General features: G+C 45.6%; 18 protein-coding genes. 7 read left to right on the top strand and 11 right to left on the bottom strand.

What is annotated here, in order from left to right; translation table 11 throughout:
• The first annotated feature begins 158 nt into the window (after nt 1–158).
• A complete protein-coding gene (locus QUA33_RS08570; RefSeq protein ID WP_050813024.1) occupies nt 159–416 on the top strand; it encodes a DUF2811 domain-containing protein in 258 nt (85 codons plus the stop codon).
• Between the two features lie 312 nt (nt 417–728).
• Here the strand turns inward: QUA33_RS08570 and groL are convergent, their stop codons facing one another.
• The gene (gene groL, locus QUA33_RS08565; RefSeq protein ID WP_333148060.1) at nt 729–2,420 is read right to left on the bottom strand and encodes a chaperonin GroEL; all 1,692 of its coding nucleotides are present in this window, start codon (nt 2,418–2,420) and stop codon (nt 729–731) included.
• 30 nt (nt 2,421–2,450) lie between these two features.
• On the bottom strand, nt 2,451–2,609 hold the full coding sequence (locus QUA33_RS08560) for a hypothetical protein (RefSeq protein ID WP_333148058.1): 159 nt from the start codon (nt 2,607–2,609) through the stop codon (nt 2,451–2,453).
• Nucleotides 2,610–2,943: 334 nt separating this feature from the next.
• Here QUA33_RS08560 and QUA33_RS08555 point away from each other — a divergent pair, with 334 nt between their 5' ends.
• Nucleotides 2,944–4,692 (top strand): ABC transporter ATP-binding protein, encoded by a 1,749-nt coding sequence (locus QUA33_RS08555; RefSeq protein WP_333148056.1) that lies wholly within the window; start codon nt 2,944–2,946, stop codon nt 4,690–4,692.
• A 266-nt stretch (nt 4,693–4,958) separates the two neighbouring features.
• Here the strand turns inward: QUA33_RS08555 and QUA33_RS08550 are convergent, their stop codons facing one another.
• Nucleotides 4,959–6,074 (bottom strand): fatty acid desaturase, encoded by a 1,116-nt coding sequence (locus QUA33_RS08550; protein ID WP_333148054.1) that lies wholly within the window; start codon nt 6,072–6,074, stop codon nt 4,959–4,961.
• Between the two features lie 950 nt (nt 6,075–7,024).
• Here QUA33_RS08550 and QUA33_RS08545 point away from each other — a divergent pair.
• Nucleotides 7,025–7,492, top strand: a complete 468-nt coding sequence (locus QUA33_RS08545) for a hypothetical protein (RefSeq protein WP_190734193.1) — start codon at nt 7,025–7,027, stop codon at nt 7,490–7,492.
• Nucleotides 7,493–7,559: 67 nt separating this feature from the next.
• On the opposite strand, the gene QUA33_RS08540 is transcribed toward QUA33_RS08545, so the two are convergent.
• From QUA33_RS08540 to QUA33_RS08520, 5 genes are all read right to left on the bottom strand, one after another.
• Nucleotides 7,560–7,826 (bottom strand): type II toxin-antitoxin system YafQ family toxin, encoded by a 267-nt coding sequence (locus tag QUA33_RS08540; RefSeq protein ID WP_333148052.1) that lies wholly within the window; start codon nt 7,824–7,826, stop codon nt 7,560–7,562.
• A gap of 2 nt (nt 7,827–7,828) precedes the next feature.
• Nucleotides 7,829–8,035 (bottom strand): hypothetical protein, encoded by a 207-nt coding sequence (locus QUA33_RS08535; protein WP_333148050.1) that lies wholly within the window; start codon nt 8,033–8,035, stop codon nt 7,829–7,831.
• Nucleotides 8,036–8,152: 117 nt separating this feature from the next.
• The gene (gene thiO / locus QUA33_RS08530; RefSeq protein WP_333148049.1) at nt 8,153–9,262 is read right to left on the bottom strand and encodes a glycine oxidase ThiO; all 1,110 of its coding nucleotides are present in this window, start codon (nt 9,260–9,262) and stop codon (nt 8,153–8,155) included.
• Between the two features lie 87 nt (nt 9,263–9,349).
• On the bottom strand, nt 9,350–10,633 hold the full coding sequence (gene iscB / locus QUA33_RS08525; protein ID WP_333148047.1) for an RNA-guided endonuclease IscB: 1,284 nt from the start codon (nt 10,631–10,633) through the stop codon (nt 9,350–9,352).
• A 537-nt stretch (nt 10,634–11,170) separates the two neighbouring features.
• Nucleotides 11,171–11,509: a 2Fe-2S iron-sulfur cluster-binding protein gene (locus QUA33_RS08520; RefSeq protein WP_333148045.1), complete on the bottom strand. Its 339-nt coding sequence runs from the start codon at nt 11,507–11,509 to the stop codon at nt 11,171–11,173.
• Between the two features lie 75 nt (nt 11,510–11,584).
• On the opposite strand from QUA33_RS08520, the gene cimA reads away from it, so the two are divergent.
• Nucleotides 11,585–13,243, top strand: coding sequence for a citramalate synthase (cimA, locus tag QUA33_RS08515; RefSeq protein WP_445243225.1), 1,659 nt, complete (start codon nt 11,585–11,587; stop codon nt 13,241–13,243).
• A gap of 304 nt (nt 13,244–13,547) precedes the next feature.
• On the opposite strand, the gene QUA33_RS08510 is transcribed toward cimA, so the two are convergent.
• Together QUA33_RS08510 and QUA33_RS08505 are read right to left on the bottom strand one after the other, a co-directional pair.
• A complete protein-coding gene (locus QUA33_RS08510) occupies nt 13,548–14,516 on the bottom strand; it encodes an SPFH domain-containing protein (RefSeq protein WP_333148043.1) in 969 nt (322 codons plus the stop codon).
• 151 nt (nt 14,517–14,667) lie between these two features.
• Nucleotides 14,668–15,099, bottom strand: coding sequence for an NfeD family protein (locus QUA33_RS08505; protein WP_333095199.1), 432 nt, complete (start codon nt 15,097–15,099; stop codon nt 14,668–14,670).
• 334 nt (nt 15,100–15,433) lie between these two features.
• Between QUA33_RS08505 and QUA33_RS08500 the strand changes: the two genes are divergently transcribed.
• From QUA33_RS08500 to QUA33_RS08490, 3 genes are all read left to right on the top strand, one after another.
• The gene (locus tag QUA33_RS08500) at nt 15,434–17,572 is read left to right on the top strand and encodes a protein phosphatase 2C domain-containing protein (RefSeq protein WP_333148041.1); all 2,139 of its coding nucleotides are present in this window, start codon (nt 15,434–15,436) and stop codon (nt 17,570–17,572) included.
• Between the two features lie 1,428 nt (nt 17,573–19,000).
• The gene (dxs, locus tag QUA33_RS08495; protein WP_333095197.1) at nt 19,001–20,908 is read left to right on the top strand and encodes a 1-deoxy-D-xylulose-5-phosphate synthase; all 1,908 of its coding nucleotides are present in this window, start codon (nt 19,001–19,003) and stop codon (nt 20,906–20,908) included.
• A gap of 217 nt (nt 20,909–21,125) precedes the next feature.
• Nucleotides 21,126–22,346, top strand: coding sequence for an NAD(P)/FAD-dependent oxidoreductase (locus QUA33_RS08490; RefSeq protein WP_333148039.1), 1,221 nt, complete (start codon nt 21,126–21,128; stop codon nt 22,344–22,346).
• 68 nt (nt 22,347–22,414) lie between these two features.
• Here the strand turns inward: QUA33_RS08490 and QUA33_RS08485 are convergent, their stop codons facing one another.
• The gene (locus QUA33_RS08485; protein ID WP_333148037.1) at nt 22,415–24,832 is read right to left on the bottom strand and encodes a sulfotransferase; all 2,418 of its coding nucleotides are present in this window, start codon (nt 24,830–24,832) and stop codon (nt 22,415–22,417) included.
• Between the last annotated feature and the right edge of the window lie 71 nt (nt 24,833–24,903).

Genomic DNA, 24,903 nt, shown 5'->3' with positions numbered 1-24,903 from the left:
CTTTGTAATATTTCGCAACATTGACAAACCCACCCCCTCATAGCGCACAATGATGCGACCGACCTAAAAAAAGCGCTCTGATTTCGGCTGTGCCTGCACCTGTATCCGGCCGAAGGGGGGGTTCTGTTTTCAATTTATTAGCGAGACTAAAAAAAATGATGAACCCAACAGTCAGTATTTTTGCTGAAATTCCCGAAACGCTCCACGATTCTCTCAAAACTTACCTGGAAACCCATCCCGAATGGGATCTAGACCGAGTATTTTGCGCGGCCCTGTCGCTGTTTTTGTTGCAGAATGCCGATAGCGGTACGCCTGAAGCTTCGCGCAGTTATCGCCAAGCTGCGAGAGTTTATCTCGAAACTCTGTTTCAATCTCCTCAAGATTTGCACAGCAACAATGTAACTCCGTCGTCTTGAAGGATCGGGGGAGAGGGGGAGACGCGGTTTCTGGGAAGGATTTTAGTTGACCGAGAGGGCGCGCACTGCAGAGGTGGCAACTTCAGCTTAAAATCCCTGAGAACTATCGCTTATAGCTTAATGCCGAGCCCCATTGCATCTCCCTTAAGAAGGGGACTTTGATAGCTTCAAGTCCCCCCGGACTATCAGGGGATGCCGGGGGGAGAAGCTGTCTTAATCGTCAAACAGTAGACGGGTAGTACATAAGATGCGCTTGTTTACATCCAGGGTGCTTGTGGCGCACTCTACAGACTACAAACAAATGGCTGAAGACTACATCATGCCCATGCCGCCCATGCCGCCCATGCCGCCCATGCCGCCCATGCCGCCCATGCCGCCCATGCCGCCCATGCCGCCCATGTCGCCCATGTCGCCGCCGGCTTTTTTCTTCTCGGGTTTTTCGACAATCACAGCTTCAGTGGTCAGCACCATACCAGCAATGGAACCGGCATTTTGCAAAGCCGATCGCACCACCTTAGCCGGGTCAATAATCCCGGCGGCAATCATATCTTCGTACACGTCGGTGAGAGCGTTGTAGCCAATGTTGAACTCGCTCGCCCGCACTCGCTCGATGACGATGGAACCTTCAACGCCGGCATTATCAGCGATTTGACGCAAAGGTGCTTCCAAAGCTTTCTTCACCAAGTCAGCGCCTACTTGTTCTTCGGCGTCCAAAGTATGTGCGATCGCATCTATTTTTGTAATCAGGTGAATTAGGGTCGTGCCACCTCCGGCAACGATACCTTCTTCCACAGCAGCTTTAGTAGCGTTCAGAGCGTCTTCAATACGCAGTTTACGGTCTTTGAGCTCGGTTTCGGTAGCTGCGCCGACTTTAATTACAGCGATGCCACCGGCGAGTTTGGCGATGCGTTCGGTTAGCTTTTCCTTGTCGTAGTCGGAATCCGTCGCTTCTAGCTGCTTGCGGATTTGCTCGATCCGTTTTAGCACGTCAGCTTTGTGTTCTTCGCCAGCGACAATGATGGTGTTTTCTTTGTCGATCGTAATTTTGCGGGCGGTACCGAGCATTTCTAGGGTTGCGGTATCGATGCTGAGTCCGACTTCTTCAGAAATCAGTTGACCGCCAGTAAGCACGGCGATATCTTGAAGCATAGCTTTGCGCCGCTCGCCAAAACCAGGAGATTTCGTTGCTGCGATGTTCAATACGCCGCGGGCTTTGTTGACTACCAGAGTTGCCAAAGCTTCGCCTTCAATATCTTCGGCGATAATTAGCAGCGGTTGACCTGTGCGGGCGATTTTTTCGAGAACTGGAATTAGTTCTTGAATGGAGCTAATTTTTTTGTCGGTAATCAGGATGCGAGCGTTTTCGTACTCAACTTCCATGCGATCGGTGTTGGTGACGAAATACGGAGAAAGATATCCGCGATCGTACTGCATCCCTTCGACAACTTCCAATTCTGTTGTCAGAGATTTCGACTCTTCAACAGTAATTACGCCGTCTTTCGTGACTTTTTCCATTGCTTGGGCAATCATGGCGCCGACTTCTTCGTCGTTACCGGCGGACACAGTGGCGACTTGAGCAATTGCAGCCCCTTCGACGGGTTTCGCCAATTTCTCAATTTCCAGCACCAAGTGGGCGATCGTTTTTTCAATACCCCGGCGCAGCGCGACTGGGTTTGCGCCTGCTGCGACATTCTTCAAACCTTCGCGAATGAGGGATTGAGCTATAACCGTTGCGGTTGTTGTGCCGTCGCCTGCGATATCTTTAGTTTTGGAGGCGACTTCTTGAATTAAGCGAGCGCCAGCATTTTCCAGGGGGTCTTCGAGTTCGATCTCCCTAGCAACGGTGATACCGTCGTTAACAATTTGGGGACTGCCGTATTTCTTTTCCAATAGGACGTTCCGGCCTTTCGGGCCCAAGGTGATGCGGACAGCATCGGCGAGTTGATTGACGCCGCGTTCTAGTGCCCGGCGAGATTTGTCGCTAAATGCAACTATTTTGGTCATGTTTGTCTCCAATCGCTTACATTAGCAAATTTAGCACTCTCTGAGTCTGAGTGCTAAGTCGATCGATTTTTGATTGTAGCGCGCCTCAACCGTGTGGGGGATTGGGGGGGCGGATGGGAGATTGGGGCGATCGTTCCCGGTGGCTAAGGACAGGGCATTGCCGTGTCCCCACATATCTCGTGTTCCCACAGATATAATGGGGTTTGTTACATATCGATATAATCAGGTTTTAGTTAATACCAAAACCTAATTTTGATGGCACGTTATCCCAAAGCAGAATTTTTATTAAAAATTTCTTAACTTGTGTTTTCGGTCATCTACCTTTCGATAGAGCTTCTATTATTTTTTCAAACTTCTACCTTCTATAGCAACACAACAGCCAAGACTATTAGGACGTTGTTAATTGCTGAAAACCTTGGGGAAGACTCCTTCTTCCTTCAGCATCCATCCGTTACATCCGTTACAAAATCCGTTGCCGAACCTTCTTCCTTTCCTCAATTAATCTCAAATTACGCACTAACAAATGGCTCGTTATTCTCGACTGCAAAAACTCGGCTCTTATATGCGCCCGCACTGGAAGCCCACCTTCTGGGGCGTTTTTTCGCTATTAGTTGTCAATGCTGTGGGCGTTTACATTCCCCTGCTGATTCGGAATGCAGTTGACACTCTCCAAGTTGCGACTAAATTTGACCAAGTTTTCAACTTCGTGGCACTAATTCTGATCCTCGCCTCAATTATGTGGGTAATTCGGATGGCGTCGCGGATTTTGCTGTTTGGCGTCGGGCGTCAAGTCGAATTTGACCTCAAACAGCAAATATTTAATCATTTATTAACATTAGAACCGTCTTATTTTGCCGCCAATACGGTAGGGGATTTAATTAACCGCGCTACTTCAGATTTGGACAATATTCGGCGCTTGGTGGGGTTTGCGGTGCTGAGTTTGGCGAATACAGCTTTTGCTTATGCTTTGACTTTGCCGGTGATGCTGGGGATTAATGTACGGCTGACGCTGTTGGCGATCGCCGTTTATCCTTTAATGTTAGTTTTGGTGCAGTTATTTAGCGACAAACTTCGCATCCAACAGTTAGCCGTGCAAGAGGAATTGTCGGCGATGAGCGATTTGATTCAGGAGGATATGAGCGGGATGTCCGTAATTAAAATCTACGCTCAAGAAGAAAACGAACGCCGAGCTTTTCGCAATTCAAACGCACAGTTGCTATCAGCCAATTTGGAATTAGCAAAAACTAGAAACTTTATTTTTCCGCTGCTGGGCGGTTTGGCAAGCATTAGTTTGTTGGTGCTGCTTTCTGCTGGTGGCGGGGCAATTGCTAATGGTCAAATTAGCATTGGCGATTTTGTGGCGTTGCTGATTTATGTCGAGCGTTTGGTGTTTCCGACGGCGCTGTTGGGTTTCACAATTACTGCTTACCAGCGGGGAGAGGTGAGTGTCGATCGCATCGAATCAATTCTGACTGTGGAACCGCAAATTAAGGATGCTGCCGGTGCAGTTGAACTGGCAACTCCAGTCAAAGGCGAAATTGCGGCTCGCCATCTAAATTATACTTATCCGGCTGCTAAGACACCCGCGCTTAAAGATGTTGATTTTACCATAAAACCGGGAGAAACTGTCGCAATTGTCGGGGCGATCGGCTCAGGAAAATCAACTTTAGCTAATGCACTGCCACGCTTGCTAGATATCGATCCGGGTCAGTTATTTGTAGACGGACAGGATATTACCGAGGTAAAATTGACCGAATTGCGCGGGGCGATCGCCTACGTTCCGCAAGAAAGTTTTCTGTTCGGCACTACCATTAAGAATAACATCCGCTACGGAAACCCCTTAGCGGAACAGCCGGAGATTGAAGCCGCAGCAAAACAAGCGCAAATTCACGCCGAAATCCTCAACTTTCCGCAGCAGTACAAAACAGTTGTCGGCGAGCGCGGCATTACTTTATCCGGCGGACAGCGGCAGCGAACGGCACTTGCTCGCGCTTTGTTAGTTGACGCCCCGGTGTTAATTTTGGATGACGCTCTTTCCAGCGTTGACAATCAAACGGCTACCGACATTTTGCGAAACTTGGCAACGGGAACCGATCGCAAAACGGTAATTTTTATCTCGCATCAAATGTCAGCGGCGGCTAGTGCCGATCGCATTTTTGTGATGGATAGGGGAGAAATAGTTCAGAGCGGCACTCACCTTGAATTGGTAGGGGAAACAGGGCTTTATCAGTATTTGTGGAACCAGCAAAAATTAGAGGAATTGCTGCACTGACCAGTGACCGATACTTTGAGTTATCTAGAGTTAGACCCTAGATAAATAGGTAGGTGCAAATAAACTGGTGACTAGAATAGCTGGGTTTGTCAGAATAAACTGGCTGCTAGTATAGCTCCCGGTTAAACCAGCCCGATCCATCTAATGTTTATTTGTAACCACCTACTTAACTAGGAAAGTTAGGGTTGAAACTTATCCCACTAACTGCATCCCTAATCCTAGGATTTTGGTGATAAAAAAGCCACCAAATTTATTGCAAACCGACTTTAATGAGCTACTTTACTGAATGGAATTTCTTCTTGTTGTTGAAAAAATTTAATCGATTGCAGACTATCTGAAGCAGCATCCCAAAGAATGAATTTGAAGCAGTCAGGAATATCGCGAATGGTCAGTGATTTTGAATTAGCCAGCAGGTGAATATTAGCATTGTGACAAGCTTGAAGATTATAGTTAGGTATTCGCTCAGAGAGATGATGAATATTGTGGTAAGCAATATCAGCCGAAAACCAATTGAGAAGATTTGGTAATTTTAGGTAACTACTGCCTTCAATTGCGCCAAGAAGATAGTCCCAACCCTCGGCTTTATGAGCGTAGGAACCGTCAAAATTATGCTGTACAAAGAAAATACAGATAAATATCGCTGCTGAACAGGTCATGACAATTGAGTAAACACTCCAGAAAAAGCCCAATCCCAGTAAGTTGCTCAGATAAATCCAGCTAGCAACAACACAAATATTGTTGAACAGTAAATCCCAAAATTCAGCCGTCGTATACCAATGTTTGGATTTATAAGAAGCAATGATTGCAGATAAACCCATGCTTAAATCTTGATTGAGACAAGCAAAAATATGTTGGATAAAACCAGTAATTCCCAAGATTAGGGCGATTCGTGGCTTAATAATTAGATAGAAAAAACCACCGGGAAACAGCATCAATGGGTGTCTGAGTAACTGATAGATCTTTTGCCTAAAGGGACTTAGCGCCGCAAATTTTTCGGTGGATATCAACGCCGAAGGGCCTCGGTACATATCCCAATTACCATTATGTTTGTGGTGATAAGCGTGTCCCCTCGACCACGGATACTGAGGAATCGCATTGATGATACCTAGCAGAAAACCCATAATGCGATTGACTTTTTTGGAACTAAAAAGAGAATAGTGTCCGCAATCGTGCATCAAAGAGAAACAACGTCCTGAAAAAAGTGTCATCAACACCATTATCGGCGGCAGCAGGAATACAGAAATGGCAGCAGCTTTAAAGGCTAAAAACCATAACAGTATATAAGGAATCACTGTATTGAGTATTTGGCAACTAGCTTTCAAATTGTTGCTCTTCATATAAGGAGCTAGCACAAAATCCGACTTTTTGATCGCGTTTTTCATTCAGTATGTCTATGGTGTGTGGATAAGTGCTTCGCTTAGCATCAGGATAGGGTGGGTATTTTTGGCATTGTTTTATTGCAGGTAAGCGGGTGAATTGCGGTTGGAATTTTGCCCATACTTGACAAACCTGCTAATAATATGTAGTTCATTAGCTCCTCATTTGGATGGTTTCGTCAAGCTGAAATTAATCCCAGCATTGACGTACTTGCTCCTAACAAACGGTAAGAGTAATTGCTAATTGTTGCAGAAAATCGATTTCTATTTGACCGTCATTTGTTAGCAGAATAATTTCTTGGATGGGATGGTATGTCGCAATGATTTGAAGTAAAATTGAGATAGCGGATAGCTCTCTTGACGGTCGTTACAGATAATCTGTTAGCGATAATTCAGTTAGGAATTACAAGTGATGCGGAACCGTAGAGACTGTATAATCTCATCACATTTGCGGGACAGGGGCGGATTTACGCCGGACTTTCCCCGTTTCTTCCAAAGGTTTTTTTTTTGGAACCGATTTTTGCACATTTATGAGGTTATCACAAGTCTGCTTTGTTTACAGAAAAAACTGTGAAGCCTTTCAACAGCCGAACAAATCGCTGCACCGGAAGGTATGAATATCATTGTTTGGTTGCACGCCATTCAGTAATTTATGCCACTATTTTTGCTTGCATCGTCTGTGCCACACTTTACTGTACCGGGTTCTAGCCCAACTCGATCGCAGGTTCAAAAGTTGGGCTACGGGCGAAAACTTTTTATTGGCGGGCGATAGGGGCGATCGACAAACCGCCCCCCCCGGAAACCAAAGCTGACACAACATCCAAAACAGCAGAGGATTTTGGATCAACTCATTAAGACGAGAATTTGAAGGACGATCGCAATTGCCTGCGTTTTTTGTGCTCGGAGATAGCTTTGATTTGCTACAATCTAATCGCACACGCGATTAGAAATGGGTTATGACCGAACTATTAGATGAGACGCTTTCTATTGAAATGGCCGCTCGCATCAAAAGCAACCGTAAAAACTGCTTTGACAACGCTTGTAAAGCAGCGTTAGCCACCGAGGGCGCGATTTATGTTCAAGGCTTTTTAGCCGTGCCGGGAGTGCCATATAAACCCATCGAGTATAGCTGGATTGAACTCGACGAGCGAATTGTTGACCCAACCTTTCCCCATCTCGGTTTCATCGCTCAAGACATTCATTACTTCCCAGTCCAGCGCTTCAGCGTCAAGAAACTCAAAGCAATCCTAGAAGAATCAAAAGAAGATTATCCGGAAGACGACCCGCTGCCGATCTATGGCAATCAACCTTATGAATATTACGGCGATTTGATGTTAGGCGGTAGCGATTACCAAAATGCTTACGATTTGGCTGCAGCTAAATGCAGGGAATTAAACCAACCCAAAAAACAGGATGCGAACTAATTCAAGACTTACCCAAAAATGGTTTGGCGCGCTACTTCCAGCGGTACTGTAGCAACTGTTCCGTCGATTAATATACTTCATCATGACTTCCCAAATCTACAAACACGGCTTTTCCGTCTTCTGTAAAGTAGAAAAGTACCCTTTCATCGTAATCTACGCTAAAGCTCCAAAACTCCTTGAGCCTACCGGACAATTTATGAGTTTTTAAGCTTGGTTCAAACGGATCTCTGATGAACTGTTCCAGCTTTTGCCAAAACCTAGCCTCCAAATCAGCATCGCTTTTGAGCCGCTTTTTGAAGGCACGCTTGAATGAAGAACTGAAACTGACTTCCACGATTATTCCTCTATCATTACTCGGAGTTCATTGATGTTAGCGGAAAATTTCAGTTCACCTTTTTGTTGTTCAATCTGCGCTGACTTAAAGTTTTGATATATCTCTTCGCGACGTTCTTCCCGGAGATATTGCTTCAACAACAGTTGAAGCTCTTGCTTTTCGTCAGTAGAAAGATTTTTGATCGTCTCGACCACATCACTGAAAGTCATAACTTACCAAACCCTATTGTGCTGATTAGATTATAGCAAAAAATATTTTTTTGGTTGACTTTCGTTTCTCGTTCCCCGGCTCTCTCTGCCTCGTCTTAAAAAAAGCAAAAAATCTCACTATTTACCATTTTCAAACTTCCAAGATTCCGGAAACCTCGAATAATGAAAAGCAGCCAATAACGGATCTAACTTTTGCTTCCACATGAAATCCGCCAACAATTTAGCCGTCACCGGAGCCAACAAAATGCCATTGCGGTAATGCCCCGTAGCCAATGTCAAATTCTCCCAAGCACTAGCACCCAAAATCGGCAACTCATCAGGAGTAGCTGGCCGAAATCCCCACCAAAACTCCAGAATCGGATAATTTTGTAATTCGGGATATAACTTAATCGCTCCTGCTAGCAAACTTTGCATTCCCGCAGGCGTATTTCCCGGCGTAAAATCCACATTTTCGCTAGTTGCACCAATAATAATTCTGCCATCTTGACGCGGCACAATATAAATGCCAGTCCCGAATATAACGGTTTGCAGGGGCTGGATAACTCCACAATCTTCTGGTACACATACTGACAGCATTTGTCCCTTTCTTGGAAAAACCGGAACATTCAATAATTGCTCAGACCAAGCACCCGCCGCCAAAACATAACGGTCTGCTTGCAATTTTCCTGCTGTTGTTTCAATGCCAACAACTCGGTTGCCCTGCCGAATAATTTCCCCTGCATTGCCTTGAATAATCTCAATCTGCAATTCTTTAGTTGCTGCCTGAAGCGTCCGAAATAAAGCGCGGTTGTCAACTTGAGCGTCGTCAGGATACCACCAACCGCCTATTACTTCTTGACCTAATCCAAACTGGTGCTGGCGAACAGTATCTCTGTCCAACCATTGATAATTAAGGTTTGACAAAAGTGGCTTTTCTTGAGGATCATTTTGACAAACTGGTGCGAGAATTCCCGATCGCCAATATCCCGTTTTCAATCCGGTAATATCTTCTAGCTGTTCCACCCAGGCGGGATACAGTGCGCGGCTTTGCAAGCACAAATCGAGCATCGGACTGGGGGGAATTCGTTCGGCTTGCGGGGCAAGCATTCCAGCGGCAGCCCGGGCAGTCGGTTGTTTAGAATCGGCGGTGAGAACCGCGACAGATGCCCCTCGCAATTTCAGTTCTACTGCTAGCGAAAGACCAATTATTCCGCCGCCAATAATCAGAATATCTTTAGGTGAATTCATAAAAACCTGGCGGTAGCTTGGAAACCCAGTGGCTTTAGCCCTGGGAGGAAAAGGGACACGGGATACTTTAGTATCCCGTCAACAGTCTTAAAATCCATAATTGTACCCATCCTTGTGATGAATAGAAGAACAATATTTGTGATTGATTCCTTGGACTAATCCTTGGGCTGTTGACAGATTAAAACTACCAGATGAGCGGACAGCCACTCTGCCCGTGTAAGTACCCATCTTTTTGCCCGAAGTAACAAGGGCTTTTACAATATCCCCTGTCTGGAAACCCTTAACAAACTTAAACCTAGGAACGTACCTAGAAGGGAATCCAAATTTATTCGTGCGGCACATTTGCCTTGAACCATGCCCCGTGGCTTTGATATTTAAAGGCTGATTCGCTGACACGAAAATTTCAGGTGTATTGCCTACGCAAGCAGCATCAAAGAAGTGGGTTTTTGGCAGTTCTAAGCGTATGCGATTGAATTTAGTCAACCCGCCAGAGCCTGTAACAATCTTTTTACCTGTCGCTTTTAAGCGATTAAATAAAGCCCATCGAGTCGAGTTAACAGCAGTGGCATCCTTCAACGGACGTTTAGCTTGTGCCACAATTTTTTTCAAAACATCGGGTTTTTTTGCCAAGAATATCTCGATGCCTTTAGTGCCTTTTTTTGTGTTGCAAGGTTCGCAAGCTAAGCACAGGTTAGATATTCTATTGGTTCCGCCTGACACTCTAGGATGAATGTGTTCAACTTGTAGTGGTACATTCTCTATGCCACAGTAAGCACACCGCCTATCCCATTTGGCAAGAAGATACTCGCGGACTTCGTAGCCTTGTAGCTCTCCTTGCTGATACTCAATCCCTGAAATTTCCGGGTTTTCCATTTTTTGCAAATCCCACCTCACCAATTCCTGAAAAATCGTATTAACGGGTGCAAGCTTTGACAGCTTGTTGACCCAAGTTAACGTTGTCTCTACTCGGTGTTGGAGGCTGGGAGCTAACCAACCTTTGGATCTAGTTCGGTTCAGAAATCTCGGTTGGCGATACCTTGTCTGCCGACTTCTGCGGTTGCGCCGCAGAGAACGGCGCGAGTCTAGCAATGCTTTAATTGCTGGCCCGCGATGGGTTAATTCGGCTACCCAGATGAGATGGGAATTCAGAAGTAAAGCAAACCCCGTAACTTTTGAACCGGGATCAATCTTTAAAGTAACAGGCTGCGGGTCTCGATCTACCTTTTTCCTCAAAATTATAGTGAAAGGATAAAGCCTGAAAACTTTAGATTTGCCAGCCTTTAACAGTTTGCGTGCCAAAGATGGTTTGCATGGTGTTAGTGGTTTGCGGTTAGCATCTAAAACAAAAACGTAATTTGGTTGGATAGACATTGTTGTGTCCCTTCGATTTCTCGTAAAGTTCGCTTTGCCAATGTTATAGGGGCTTTTTACGCTGGCAACACTATTCCATTGACCTTAGAATTGTTTAATGGCAAACAACAGAGCGGAAAACTAGCGTCGCATTTTCCGGTGTTTTGACCCCTATAACGTAGCCACTTAAGGCTTAGGCGGGTAAGCACGGCTTCAGTTTATTTGCTGAAGCCCCGTGTCTTTAGACCGGGGTTGCTTACTAACTTTTATATGGACTTTCTGGGTTTTTTGACCGCAAGCATCTAGGATACAAGCCCCCGGATTCATCCGTGGAGAAATAAAAAAAAACGTGTATCCGATGAAACTTGCCCCCCGAATTTATCCGTGGGGTCAATGCTTCAATGCTTCAATCTAAAATCTCAAATCTAAAATCGATTGACCTCTCGGATTTCTTTATGGTAAGGTGCCCCGTGTGCACCTTACAGTTAGAATTCTTGCACAAGTCTTACAGATTATCTGGCAAGGCGATCGTCCTATCTGCCTTCCTTAACAAAAAATCTATGCTTGGGGTTTCCAGACAGTTTCAGAACCTTGACCCCAGAAACCGTCATATTTTGTCACCTTAATATCGCCTAAAACCTTGGTTTGGCAGGACAAACGGCGGTTGGAGGCGGGAGAATGGGGAGGAACCGAAAGTCGGGCTTTTTCGCGCCACTGGACCTCGGAAACTTCGCCCTCGACGGTGACAGCGCAGGTGCCACAAGTGCCGAGGCCGTGGCAGTTGATGACTTTGGCGTTGCCGTTGTAGAGATCGATGCCGTTTTTGAGCAATACTTCACGGAGATTCGCTCCGCGATCGCACTCAAATGTTTTTCCTTGCGCTTGTACTTTGACCACAGCAATTTACCCCAGTTAGATTTATGTTAATTTTCCTATATATTATCGCATTAAATTCAAATAAATTCATCTAATATGGTAAGTGATATATTACCAATTTCTCGATCGCAATTTCCCATGACAAATCGGCTCTGGATCTACGATACCACGCTGCGAGACGGTGCTCAGTGCGAGGGACTCTCCTTATCTCTCGAAGACAAACTGCGAATTGCTCGACAGTTAGACAGTTTAGGAATTCCCTTTATTGAAGGCGGCTGGCCGGGGGCAAATCCTAAAGACGTACAATTTTTTTGGCGTCTTAAAGAACAGCCCCTAACTCAAGCAGAAGTTGTAGCTTTTTGTTCGACTAGGCGGCCGGGAACTACGGCAGCTAATGATGAAATGTTGCAGGCTATTTTGTCCGCCGGTACTCGCTGGGTGACGCTGTTTGGCAAGTCGTGGGATTTGCACGTTATTGAAAGTTTGAAGACCACGCTAGACGAAAATCTGGCGATGATTCGAGATACAATTGAATATTTGCGGAGTCAGGGAAGGCGCGTTATTTACGATGCCGAACACTGGTTTGACGGCTACAAACACAATCGAGATTATGCTATTAAAACTTTAGAAGTAGCCGCCGATGCCGGTGCAGAATGGCTGGTGCTTTGCGATACTAACGGCGGTACTTTGCCTCACGAAATTAGTGAGGTGGTTCGCGATGTTTTAGAATCTTTAGGAACTAATAGACAAAAATCTTTACAATTAGGAATTCATACTCACAACGACTCTGGAGTTGCGGTTGCTAATGCTTTGGCTGCTGTGCGGGAAGGAGTGAGGATGGTACAGGGAACTATAAACGGTTACGGCGAACGCTGCGGCAATGCCGATTTATGTTCTTTGATTCCTAACTTTCAGCTAAAGCTGGGTCAGAATTGCATTGAAGACGAGCAATTAGTGAGATTAACTCAAGTAAGTCGCTCGATTAGTGAAATTGTCAATCTTGCTCCCGACGATCGTGCTCCTTTTGTCGGCCTTTCAGCTTTTGCTCACAAAGGCGGAATTCATGTATCGGCTGTTGAGAAAAATCCGTTAACTTACGAACATTTGGAACCGGAAAAAATTGGCAACAGGCGGCGAATTGTGATTTCGGATCAAGCGGGTTTGAGCAATGTTTTGGCGAAAGCGCGCACTTTTGGCATGGATCTCGATCGCAAAAATCCTGCTTGCCGCCAAATTCTAGAAAAATTGAAAGATTTGGAAAGCCAGGGATATCAATTTGAGGGTGCTGAGGCTTCTTTTGAATTGTTAATGCGAGAGGCTTTGGGAAAGCGCAAGCATTTATTTGAAATCAAAGGTTTCCAAGTTCACTGCGATAAAGGTAGGGAAGAAACAGTTAATTCTTTAGCAACGGTGAAAGTGACTGTTAACGGTCAAGATATTCTCGAATGCGCGGAAGGAAACGGGCCTGTTTCCGCACTTGATGCGGCTTTGCGGAAGGCTTTGCGGAATTTTTATCCTGCAATTACTGATTTTAACTTAACCGATTATAAGGTGCGAATTCTGGACGGATGTGCGGGAACTTCTGCTAAAACTCGCGTTTTGGCTGAGTTTAGCAACGGTCAAGACCGCTGGACGACTGTGGGGGTTTCTGGTAATATTTTGGATGCTTCTTATCAAGCGGTTGTTGAGGGTTTGGAGTATGGTTTGGTGTTGGGAGATAGGGAGGCGATCGTTTTAACTGTGTCGAGTTATTAGGTTGACGGCGAAGAGAAGTTGCCTGAATATCGATGTTTAAATAGATACCAAGAGGAGCATCTCAATGAAAGCAGCCAAGCCCAAAATTGGAGTTTTGAGGCCAGATGCTCTCTTGCTGCGAGGCAGGAGGAAAGAGTCAGAAGGAAGGAGCCAAAAGAAGTGTTTTTACAAATATGAGATGCTCCCCTACTTTGGGGAGCATCTCAATGAAAGCAGCCAAGCCCAAAATTGGAGTTTTGAGGCAGGAGGAAAGAATCAGAAGGAAGGAGCCAGAAGAAGTGTTTTGACAAATATGAGATTCTCCCTACTTTTTCACCTCATTATTATTACCTTCCCCAACGATCGATCGCATTCCTTCGAGCGTCGCGGGAATGCTGCGCGGGTCCATAAACATCACCTTGCTGCTGTCGCTGGTGCCAATTTTTAGACCCATATCCAGATAGTTTTGAGCTAACAAAAATTGTAAAGCTTCCCGGGCAGTGGGGTCATTTTGCAGAGTTTTGGCGATTATTTGCAAGGCCTCAGAAGTAGCTTGAGCTTTCAAAACCTGACTTTGGCGTTCTGCTTGAGCTTTTAGGACGATCGCCTTTTGTTGAGCTTCCGCCTCCAAAATAGTCGCTTTTTGGCGCGCTTCTGCATCCAGAACTTGCGCTTCTGCTTTACCTTTGGCGCTGTTAACTGCTGACTCGCGTTCGCCCTCGGATGTCAGAATTAGCGCCCGCTTGCGTCGATCGGCTGCCATCTGCAATTCCATCGATTCCTGTACAGTTTTAGAAGGGATAATATCGCGCAATTCTACCCGCGTTACTTTCACTCCCCAAGGATCGGTAACAATATCTAAATCTCTGAGCAAAATTTCATTAATTTGAGAACGAGCAGTAAAGGTTTGTTCGAGATCCAGTTGACCCATTTCGGCGCGAATTTGAGTCAGCACCATATTTACCATTGCTGACTGGAGATTTTCTACTTTGTAACAAGCTTTTTCCAAGTCTACAATGCGCCAGTAAACCACAGCATCAACGGTGATGGAAACGTTATCGCGGGTAATACAAGCTTGCGGGGGAACATCTAAGACTTTTTCCCGAATTGTTTGCTCGTACACGACGCGATCGAGAAACGGCTTGACAAAATTCAAACCCGGTTCCAGTTTCTTACCGCTGTATTTACCTAAAGTTTCCACCAATGCTTCATTTCCCTGATTGATAATTTTGACGGAACCTGCGAGGGCTGAGCCGCCTAAAGCTAAAAATACGAGTAAAAAAAATTGTTCCACAACAGACTCCTAATAATTGTTGATTGTTAACTGTTGGTTATTGGTTATTGGTTATTGGTTATTGCCAATGCCCAATGCCCAATGCCCGATGCCCAATGCCCAACTACCAATTTCCAACTACCAATTTCCAATTCCCAATTCCACATTTTGTTTAAGAATGCAAGAGATTTTCGGGCAAAACTATTAGAGTAGTGCCTTTCCGTCCCACGACAATTACGTTTTGGTTGGGGGGGATAGTGGCCTTGGTGTCTTCGCAGCGAGCTTGCCAAGAATTCCCCTCATAAATGACTCGGCCGGCTTCTCCGGGGGGAATTTCTGTCAAAGTTTTTGCTTCCTGAGAATCTGCGATCGCCCTTGCCTTGCCTTTTGGTATCAACCGCCGAGACAGCAGCACAAAAACTGTCGAAAATACCATCCACAGGAATATTTGTAAATTAACGTAAGGTAGAACTAGAGAGCATCCAGCTACGGCGAAGGCGCTCAGTCCCATCATAAAAGCGACAAAAGCAGTCGGGAGAAATAGCTCTGCCAAACAGAGCAAAGACCCAGCTAGCAGCCAAAGGAGCGTCGGAGTCAAGATCATAAAAAGAATAGGTGATACTATTTAGATCTTAGATTGGAAATTTAAGATTTAAGAATTGCCAACAACTGACTATGCAAGGGTTTGCGACTTGCAGCCCCTCAGAGCGATTTTTCGCGCAGAGGTACCAGGTTGAGGCTTCCATCGTACTCCAAGTCTGAGTTTAGTAACTTAAATTACAATTTAAGCCGGTGCAGACTGGCAGAAACTACAATTTCTAGGGGCCCAAAGGCAGTTAAGAAATTGATAGGGGCTAAAATCAGTTTATTCTCAAGCTCATGAATTTGGGCTGGCGAATCATATATCTTCAGAATCTTTTTACACAAACTATTTCGATATGATCAGCAGTTTCTCCGAACCCATTTATTGCCCGAATCTTAGCTGTGCCGATCCCCGCAATACCTTTGGCCGCCAGCACTGTGCAGCGTGCGAAACGGATTTAATTTATCGCTATGTGTGGGTGGTGGGACAAGCAGCCGAGGAAGTGCCGGCGGGTAAGGTAATAGCCGATCGATACTTTGTCATTGCACCTCAAATCTGGCTCGACAGCCGTCCAGCTTTGCCTCCCAGCGTCCCTGAACAACTGCCGGATAGCATTATGCCTTACCTGCATTTGTATCCCCAACGGCTGCATACGCCGGAAGTATACGGTTTTTCTTCCTTGGGGGAAGCACCGGAAGCGACAGACGTGCTCTTGTTGGAAAATGTGCCCATCAATAATTTCGGTCGCCTGTATCCTTCTATTTTAGAATCTTGGTCTGGGACAAGCGCCGCGCGCCAAGTTTACTGGCTGTGGCAAATGCTCCAACTGTGGGCGCCGCTATCGGAACAGGGAGTCGCTTCGAGTTTGCTGGTACCGGAAAATTTGCGCGTGGAAGGTTGGCGGGTACGCCTGCTGGAACTGCACCGGGGCAATTTTGTACCGACGCTGCGGGATTTGGGAGATGTGTGGTCAGGTTTGGTGGAATCAGCGCAACCCGAGGTGCAGTCGAGACTCGGAGAGATTTGTCAGTTTATGCGGCGCAGCAGCATGAATTTCGACGCGATCGCCCTGGAACTAAACGATTTACTATTAGAACAAGCCGCTCAATTGCCTCTGCACTTAGAAGTAGTCGGCATGACCGATACCGGGCCGCAACGCTCCCAAAATGAAGACAGTTGCTATCCGATTGCTACTGATTTTCAATCTAGCAAAACTTCAGGGAACGACAAATTAATTCCTTACTTGACAATGGTTTGCGACGGGGTTGGAGGTCACGAAGGAGGAGAAGTTGCCAGTCAATTAGCCGTGCAATCTCTGAAAGCTTTAATCCAAAATTTGCTCGCAGAAATTGCTCAACAAGAAGAGTTGATGACGCCAGCAATGGTCATCAAGCAACTCGAAGAAATAGTGAAAGTTGTGAATAATGTGATTTCCGCTCAAAATAACGAGCAGGGAAAAGAGTTGCGCCAGCGGATGGGGACGACTTTGGTGATGGCCCTCCAGTTGCCTCAAAAAGTGAAAATTTCCGAGGATTTGCCCTCGAATAACAGCCACGAACTTTATTTAGTCAATGTTGGAGATAGCCGCGCTTATTGGATTGGCAAAAATTACTGTCACCGGCTGACTGTGGACGACGACGTAGCCTCAAGGGAAGTCCAGCTAGGACATTGTTTATACTGGGAGACTCAACTGCGAGCCGATGCAGGAGCCCTGACTCAAGCTTTGGGAACGCGGGACGGTGATTTCCTGCGCCCGACGATTCAGCGATTTATTGTCGAAGAGGAAGGCTTACTGCTGCTGTGTTCCGACGGTTTGAGCGACAACGACTGGGTAGAGAAATCTTGGGAGAATTACGGCCCAGAGGTGCTTGAGGGCAAAATGTCTTTGGAAGCCGCGGTTCAGTCTTGGATTCGTCTCGCCAACGAGAAAAACGGTTATGACAACACCTCCGTGGTGGCCACTCACTGTCGGATGTCGCCTGAGAGATTGGTACTGTTCGATCCGGCGGTGGCGTCAGCGCCGGCGTCAGCGCCAGCGTCCGCCTCGGTGTCGCTGCCGCCGTCCCTGCCGCGGTCCCTCCAGAAGTCCGGGAGGATTCCAGAATCTCAGCTTTCAGAATCGTCCAAACAGTTGTTGTACCCCGAAACTTCCCCCGCCCCGGAACCCGTTCAAAAACCCCGATCCAAGCTGCCACTGCCCCTACTGGGGGTGTTGGGGCTGATATTAGCCGGCGGCGGTTTAGGTTTGTGGGTGCAAAGCCTCCAAAGCCGCCAGCCAGATCCCGCACCACTTCCGCCACCGCCGGAAACTCCCGCCCCAAGTCCTTCGGAGAGTCCCTCGCCCGGAGCTGAGAGTCCCTCGCCGTCCCCCGAATCGACTCCTGCGGAAATTCCGTCGCCCGGGGTCGAGAGTCCCTCGCCGTCCCCCGAATCGACTCCTGCGGAAATTCCGCCGCCCGAAGAAGGGGAAACTCCTTTGCCATCACCGGAGTAAGGGAGATTGAATTAAGCAGAACCTTTCATAAAAGTAATATGGGATGCGGGAAACGATCGCGTCTTCAGATTCCAGAGGGAAGCGACGCGGGGGACTTCAGTCCCCGTGTTCTTTCTTTCCGACCAACGGCCCTTGTGGTAAATCTTCTAGGCTTTTGAGCTTACAAAAAAATGCTTCGAGAGTCGCAGCTATCTACTATCCAAATTCGGGAAAACTTTCCCAGTGTAAATGGAATGCTTTCTGGTAGAGCTCATTGATCTTCTCTTCCAAGATTGGCCTGTAAGTTTTTTTTTGCGTGGTCGCGGTTGGTTTTTCGGCTAGCACCCATTTTTACTTACTGAGATGTTGCACCATTTTCAATAAGCCTTTTATGAACGGGATCTGGGGCCCGTTTCACAAGAAAATCTACTCTTCGCTTCACAAGCGGGAAAGCCTGTGCGAGCGAGAATCGTTCAGATGTGAGCTTACCTACACAATCGCTCAATTACTCGTCAATTTTATCGTTTTATAATACCAAATCCGGGAAACGTTACCCCTTACCCCTGATGATAACCCTGCGGAAACTTCACTCGCTTGTGTACTCTCAAAAAATAGAACCTTTGAGGCAAATATTGAAGAAAAATTGTCACCAACTTCAATAAATACAGCTCGCTTGACAGTTGATAAACAAGTGAATATTTTGCATAGCTTCGGTGTCCCTTGCGCGATCGTATGGCTGCTTTTGGCCCCGGTCGTCATCAATTAGAGGTCGTTAACCCGGATTTGGTATTAGATAATTTTCTCGCGGACCTGTGAAAACTATTTGACAATTTATTGACGATCGTCGCCTTAATTGGGCTAGTCCAACCTTTCCGCTTTTTTAATTATCATTATTAGTTAATTTTTTATCCACTTAGAGGGGCTGACAAAATCTACTCATTTCTAACTTGTTACCAATGACTTGACATCAGCTATGCTATGTAAATCACAGTGGGATCATCTCAAGGAAAGCAGCCAAGCTAGAAATTGGAGTTTTGAGGCAGGAGGCAGAAGGTAGAAAAAAAGAGGCAGAAGGCAGGAGCCAGAAGAAGTGTTTTTACAAATATGAGATGCTCCATCACAGTTAATGATTTGGTATCATAGTCTGCTTGCAGAAATAAGAGGGCTAAAAAGTCAGCCATCACTACAAAAAGTAGTTAAAAATGCTTAATAATCTCCAGGCAGCTAACAATTAGCGATTAGGAACTAACAACATAAGCTTTTTTTATATTGACGGCGCACAATTTATTAACTATAATTACCAGGGTAAAAATAACAAAAATCTTACGCCTAACAGTTTTTCTCAAATAACCGTTAAACTATTCTAACGTTTGCGCGTACTCAACCTCGCAGGCACAACCTATATCTGTTAAGGATTCGTCCTGATTCACAGGAGCAAGATTTTAAAATATGCATCTCAGCGAACTGACTCACCCAAACCAATTACACGGCCTCTCGATTCATCAACTCGAACAAATTGCCCGACAAATTCGAGAAAAGCATTTAGAAACTGTAGCCGCTAGCGGCGGCCACCTCGGCCCAGGATTGGGTGTAGTCGAACTGACCTTAGCACTCTACCAAACACTCGACCTCGATCGCGACAAAGTTACTTGGGATGTCGGCCACCAAGCTTATCCTCACAAATTGATAACCGGTCGCTACAACCACTTCCACACCCTGCGCCAAAAAGACGGCGTTGCAGGCTATCTCAAGCGCTGCGAGAGCAAATTTGACCACTTCGGCGCAGGTCACGCTTCCACAAGCATTTCCGCAGCGCTAGGAATGGCGATGGCGCGCGACCTCAAGGGGGAAAACTTTAAAACTGTAGCAGTCATCGGCGACGGCGCATTGACGGGCGGCATGGCACTCGAAGCGATCAACCACGCGGGCCATATGCCGAAAACCAATTTGTTAGTTGTGCTCAACGACAACGAGATGTCAATCTCCCCCAACGTCGGCGCAATTACCCGCTATTTGAACAAGATGCGATTGTCGCCACCAGTGCAGTTTCTCAAAGATAACTTAGAGGAACAATTCAAACACATTCCCTTTGTCGGCGAAACTTTTACTCCAGAAATGGAACGCCTCAAAGAAGGGATGAAACGCTTAGCAGTCTCGAAAGTTGGAGCAGTAATTGAAGAATTGGGCTTTACTTACATGGGCCCGGTAGATGGACACAATTTGGAAGAGTTAATTACCACTTTCAAACAAGCTCATACTATCCAAGGGCCGGTGTTGGTTCACGTTGTGACGGTGAAGGGCAAAGGATATGCGATCGCCGAAAAAGACCAAGTAGGATATCACGCCCAAAATCCCTTTAACTTAGCTACCGGCAAAGGCATTCCCTCCACTAAACCCAAGCCTCCAGCTTACTCGAAAGTCTTTGCCCACGCCCTGGTCAAGCTAGCAGAAGATAATCCCAAAATTGTCGGCATTACCGCTGCAATGGCAACCGGAACAGGTCTGGATAAACTTCATGAAAAACTGCCGAAACAGTACATTGATGTCGGGATTGCCGAACAGCACGCCGTGACTTTATCCGCTGGTTTAGCCTGCGAAGGAATGCGCCCGGTTGTAGCAATTTACTCGACATTTGTGCAGCGGGGGTATGACCAAATAATTCACGATGTCTGTATCCAAAATTTGCCCGTTTTCTTCTGTTTGGATCGCGCCGGAATAGTCGGCGCTGACGGCCCCACCCACCAAGGAATGTACGACATTTCTTTCTTGCGGTGTCTGCCAAATATGACAATTATGGCACCAAAAGATGAGGCAGAATTGCAGCGGATGGTCGTCACAGGAATCAACCACACCAGCGGCCCGATCGCCATGCGTTACCCGCGCGGCAACGGTTACGGCGTGCCTTTGATGGAGGAAGGTTGGGAAGAATTGCCGATCGGCAAAGCCGAAATTCTCCGCAACGGCGACGATTTGCTGATATTGGGTTACGGTTCGATGGTTTATCCGGCAATGCAAACCGCCGAGATGCTGAGCGAGCACGGCATTGAAGCAACTGTGATCAATGCGCGTTTTGTCAAGCCTTTGGACACCGAATTAATCCTGCCTTTGGCACAGCGAATCGGCAAAGTTGTCACAATGGAAGAAGGCTGTTTGATGGGAGGCTTTGGTTCAGCAGTAGCCGAAGCTTTGTTGGACAATAATGTTGTTGTTCCAGTGATGCGGTTGGGTGTACCCGATACATTGGTAGATCATGCAACGCCTGAACAATCATTTGCCAGTTTGGGATTAAATCCGTCGCAAATGTGCGATCGCATCTTAGCAACATTCAGCCGCAAACAGTCTCCTGTTAGCGTGTAAATAGCTAGAATTGTAGGGTGCGCCTAGCGCACCTTACCATTAGAGTTCCGAGCAGCAGGATTGAAGTAAGACTTGAGGATAAGGCAGAAAAAACAATGACTAACGTGAAACCAAATCGTACCTTAAATTTTAATCTAGCGCTAGTGGCTGAAAACTCGGCGATTAGTAGTTGATATGTGTGCGGCTGTTTTGACATTAGAAGTGAGTTAAAAGCAAGATGACTGTAAAAAGTTTTGACATAGTAATAGTAGGAGCAGGTCCCGCAGGCGGACACTGCGCGAGAATCCTAGCTAAATCTGGTCACCAAGTCTTGCTGGCAGAGCAAAACGACAATTTTAATAAAAATGACTTTTCTAGCGCCGCCACGCCTCTAGAAACCCTCTCTAAATTCGATTTACCTGAATCCGTTATCGGCAGCTTTTGGCACAAGCTTACTATTGAAACCAGCAAAGTCAGTCAAACTTGGGAGTCTCCCGAAAGCTTGGGAGTTGTTCTCAACTTTGCTAAATTTAGAGCATTTTTGGCCGGCGAAGTTGAGCGATTTGGCGGTGAAGTTTGGCTGGGTTATCGCTACACCGGACATTCACAAAGCAAAGGCGAAACAACAGTCGAATTTAAACAGTTATCCGACGGTCAACTTATCAAAGTTAGGACTAAAGTATTGGTTGATGCTACTGGCTTTGCTAGGGCGATTATGTACGAAAAAGAGAATGATAAGCCCGATTTTTTGTCGGGAACCGGAATCGAATATTTAATTGAATTAGAGCCAGAAATTTACAATAAATACAGCAGCGATTTAATCTTATTTGTGGGTGATAAATGGATGCCTAAAGGTTATTCTTGGATATTTCCAATGGAACAAAACAGGCTGAAAGTTGGTGCTGCCCGAATTTTTTTAGAGCAGAAAACGCTGAGGCATTTGCCGCCGCTGAAAAAATATATTGATTTACTGATTGATGAATATCTGAAGTCTAAAAATTATAAAATTCTTGACAAACACGGTTCAATGCTGAAGTACAGTCGCGGTTTGAATGATATTTATTGCAAGGATAATATAATTGCGATCGGCGATAGTGTTTCTACAGTAAATTTTTTGGGTGGCGAAGGAATTAGACACGGGATGGATGGTGCCCAAATCGCCGGGAAATATATTCAAAGGTATTTGGAGGGAAAAATCTCAGATTTTCGGGATTATGAGATGGAAATGCACCGCAAGTTTGATCGGAAATGGAATATTTCGGAAAGATTGGCAGTGAGAAAGTATATCGATGATGTTAATGATGAACTGACCGATAAAATAATTTCTTATTTAAAGTATATGAACACAGAAGATGTTATGGAGATTTTATTTTATTATAAGTTTGAGAAAATTTCCCGAGGGTTGGGCGGTTATTTGCAGCGAAAAATCAAGGAATTGATTAAGAAATTTAACTGGTAAGGTGCGTCCGTTGAGAGATTGTTGATTGAGGAAAAATCTCGCTGATTGACGGACCTTACTAAGCTAATTCAAGCTAATTTTAAGGCATTTTCGGCAGTTACTTGAATGCGCGGCAGCGACAATAAAGAATCGTCAAAACTGCTAAAATTTAATTGATATGATACACCAAAAGTATATCCACTAGCTCCAATTAAATGCGCTACAATGGGATCGAAATCCCCGTAAGGATAGGCAAAGCATTTAACAGATTTCTCTAATCCCTGTTCCAAGATAGCACGGGATTTGACCGCCTCCCGCACAATTTCTGTCGGCGACAATGCAGTCAAAGGTTGATGAGTAGCAGACATAGAACCGAATTCAATCCCTGCATCCCGCAATTGCAAAATTTCCGGCCATCCCATTAACGGCACTTCTTCAAATTCGGCTTTTTCCCAACTATTTGTCTTGCCTATTGACTCCGCTACAATAAAAACAGTTCCTGTAAAATCAAAGCGTTTTAGCACAGGCCAAGCATATTGGATAAAGTCGAGATAGCCGCCGTCAAATGTCATCAATACAGCTTTACCGGGTAAAGGAGTTTTAGCCTGTTTTGCGCTTCGCCAGTTTTCCCAACTCACACTGTAATAACCCAGATTTTTGAGCTTGTGTAACTGTTGTTCAAAAATCTGGGGAGTAACTGCGTCTAAACCGTCAGGAGAAATGCGGCGGTACGAGAGAATCGGGAGTTTTTGTGTAACGCTATGATTGTCCAAAACTTGAGGTTTCACCGAGTGAGAAACTTCCCGATAAGAAGATTTTGAGCCAATGATTTCCGGTGCGTAAAATACTTGCTTTGGAAACTCGTTTTCTTGGGGAATTTGCATTGTCGGTTCCCCCGCGATTGCCGCGGCTGACTCGATTTCCTGCAGCGCCGCCTCCGGGAGTGAGGCGCGGCGGCTGACACTCGTCCCGATCGCACCCGATCGCCTGCCGAATATCACCGCATTTTGGGGATAAATGCCCCCAGCACCCGGTGCATTCAACCAGTCGGGCAAATTCGACCTTTGTCGAGCACAAGAGGCTAAGCGCGATCGCAGCCACTGCTTGCCGTTGAGTGGTTTTCCAACCAAAGCTTCTCGCACGGTGGCGACGCACAACTCAAAACCCATATTTCGAGTAATTGTCGATCGCAATTTTTGAGCCGAAACAAAATTATTTTCCACCGCAACAGTGACAATACCGACAGCAACGCCGCCTACTTTCACCAGCACATTTATTTCAGAAAGCTCAACTTTTATATTAGCAAATTCCTCGCTAACTTCTACAGCAATCAAATCTTTTTCGAGGGTAATTGTTGGGACTTTCTCAGCTATTTCAGGATTGTAGAAATCCTCCAAATGCCAATGCGGACGCCCCCATAATTCTTGCAGAAATAGCGTCCAGTCATGTTTAGGGTGCAATGGTTCCAGCAACATTTCCCACAACTTATTGCCTTTTTCGCAGCGATTGCGTTGAAAGAAGCGATCGAGAATTTGCCAAGCAAACTGAGCTGCAACCGCATCCGCCAAAACCGAAGCCGCAACCATGCCATCGCAAATCGGGAATTCAATAATACCTAGTTGAATTCCTTCTAGTTCGATCGTACAGCACAGGCGATCGCATATTTGCAAAGCGTAAATATCCGAAATTGGTTCGCTCACTTCCACCGCAACTTTCCAGGCAATTTCACCCTGGACTCGCTGAATTTTATCTAAAATATATCTGATTTCATTTCGCGTGAAAATTTTATGATATTTGTGAACGTTACTACTTTTGACATCTCTCTCAATTCCTTTGTGCCAAGGTAGATTTAAACTGAGCTTTGCGGCTTTTTCTTGATAGTTAACGAGCATTGTGGCGTCATATTCAATGCCCATGAAATTACAAATTTCTCCTAGAATCAGTGTTTTGTTATCTAAAAGCTCCTCATATTTAACTAATATATGATTTGATTTATTAATATATTTGTGGCTAGTTAACATCGCGTGTTCCCAGCGATTGATACAGTGGTTTAAATCCCAACCAGCGCCCCACAATTCGTTAAAACTCCTAGTAGCATCAAACATAGAAGCTATTGTATCCATACCGTTTCGCAAAATATGTATGAATTTCGCATCCGGTAAAAAGCGCTCTATTTCATCAATAAAATATATGTGCTCCGGCGTTTTTTCCAACCAAATGCTTTTTTTTTGTTCACCCGCCAAACCATCCAAAACTTTCACAAACCAACTAGCTTTAGCTTCCACAGTTTGGCTGTCATCAAAATCTTTCAAAAGTTCAGGACGTTTAATCTCATCCTTAAAAAAAGCTTCCATTCTACCTGGCAACTTTCCCGCAAACTGATCGTATAGCAAATAGTGAAAAAACTTAGATTCGGGAAAAGAAATAACTTCGGGATGAGCAGCTAATAAGCTTTGAAGAATTGTTGTGCCACTGCGAGGAGCTCCCACTAGAAATATTCGTTTCATTTTTATACTTTATAAGTTGTTTGTGCATGAGATTTTTTTTTATGAACCGCAGAGAGCGCAGAGGGCACAGA

It is taken from the genome of Microcoleus sp. Pol14D4 (assembly GCF_036701245.1).
GTDB lineage: Bacteria > Cyanobacteriota > Cyanobacteriia > Cyanobacteriales > Microcoleaceae > Microcoleus.
This window is presented reverse-complemented; position numbering and strand designations above follow the sequence as displayed.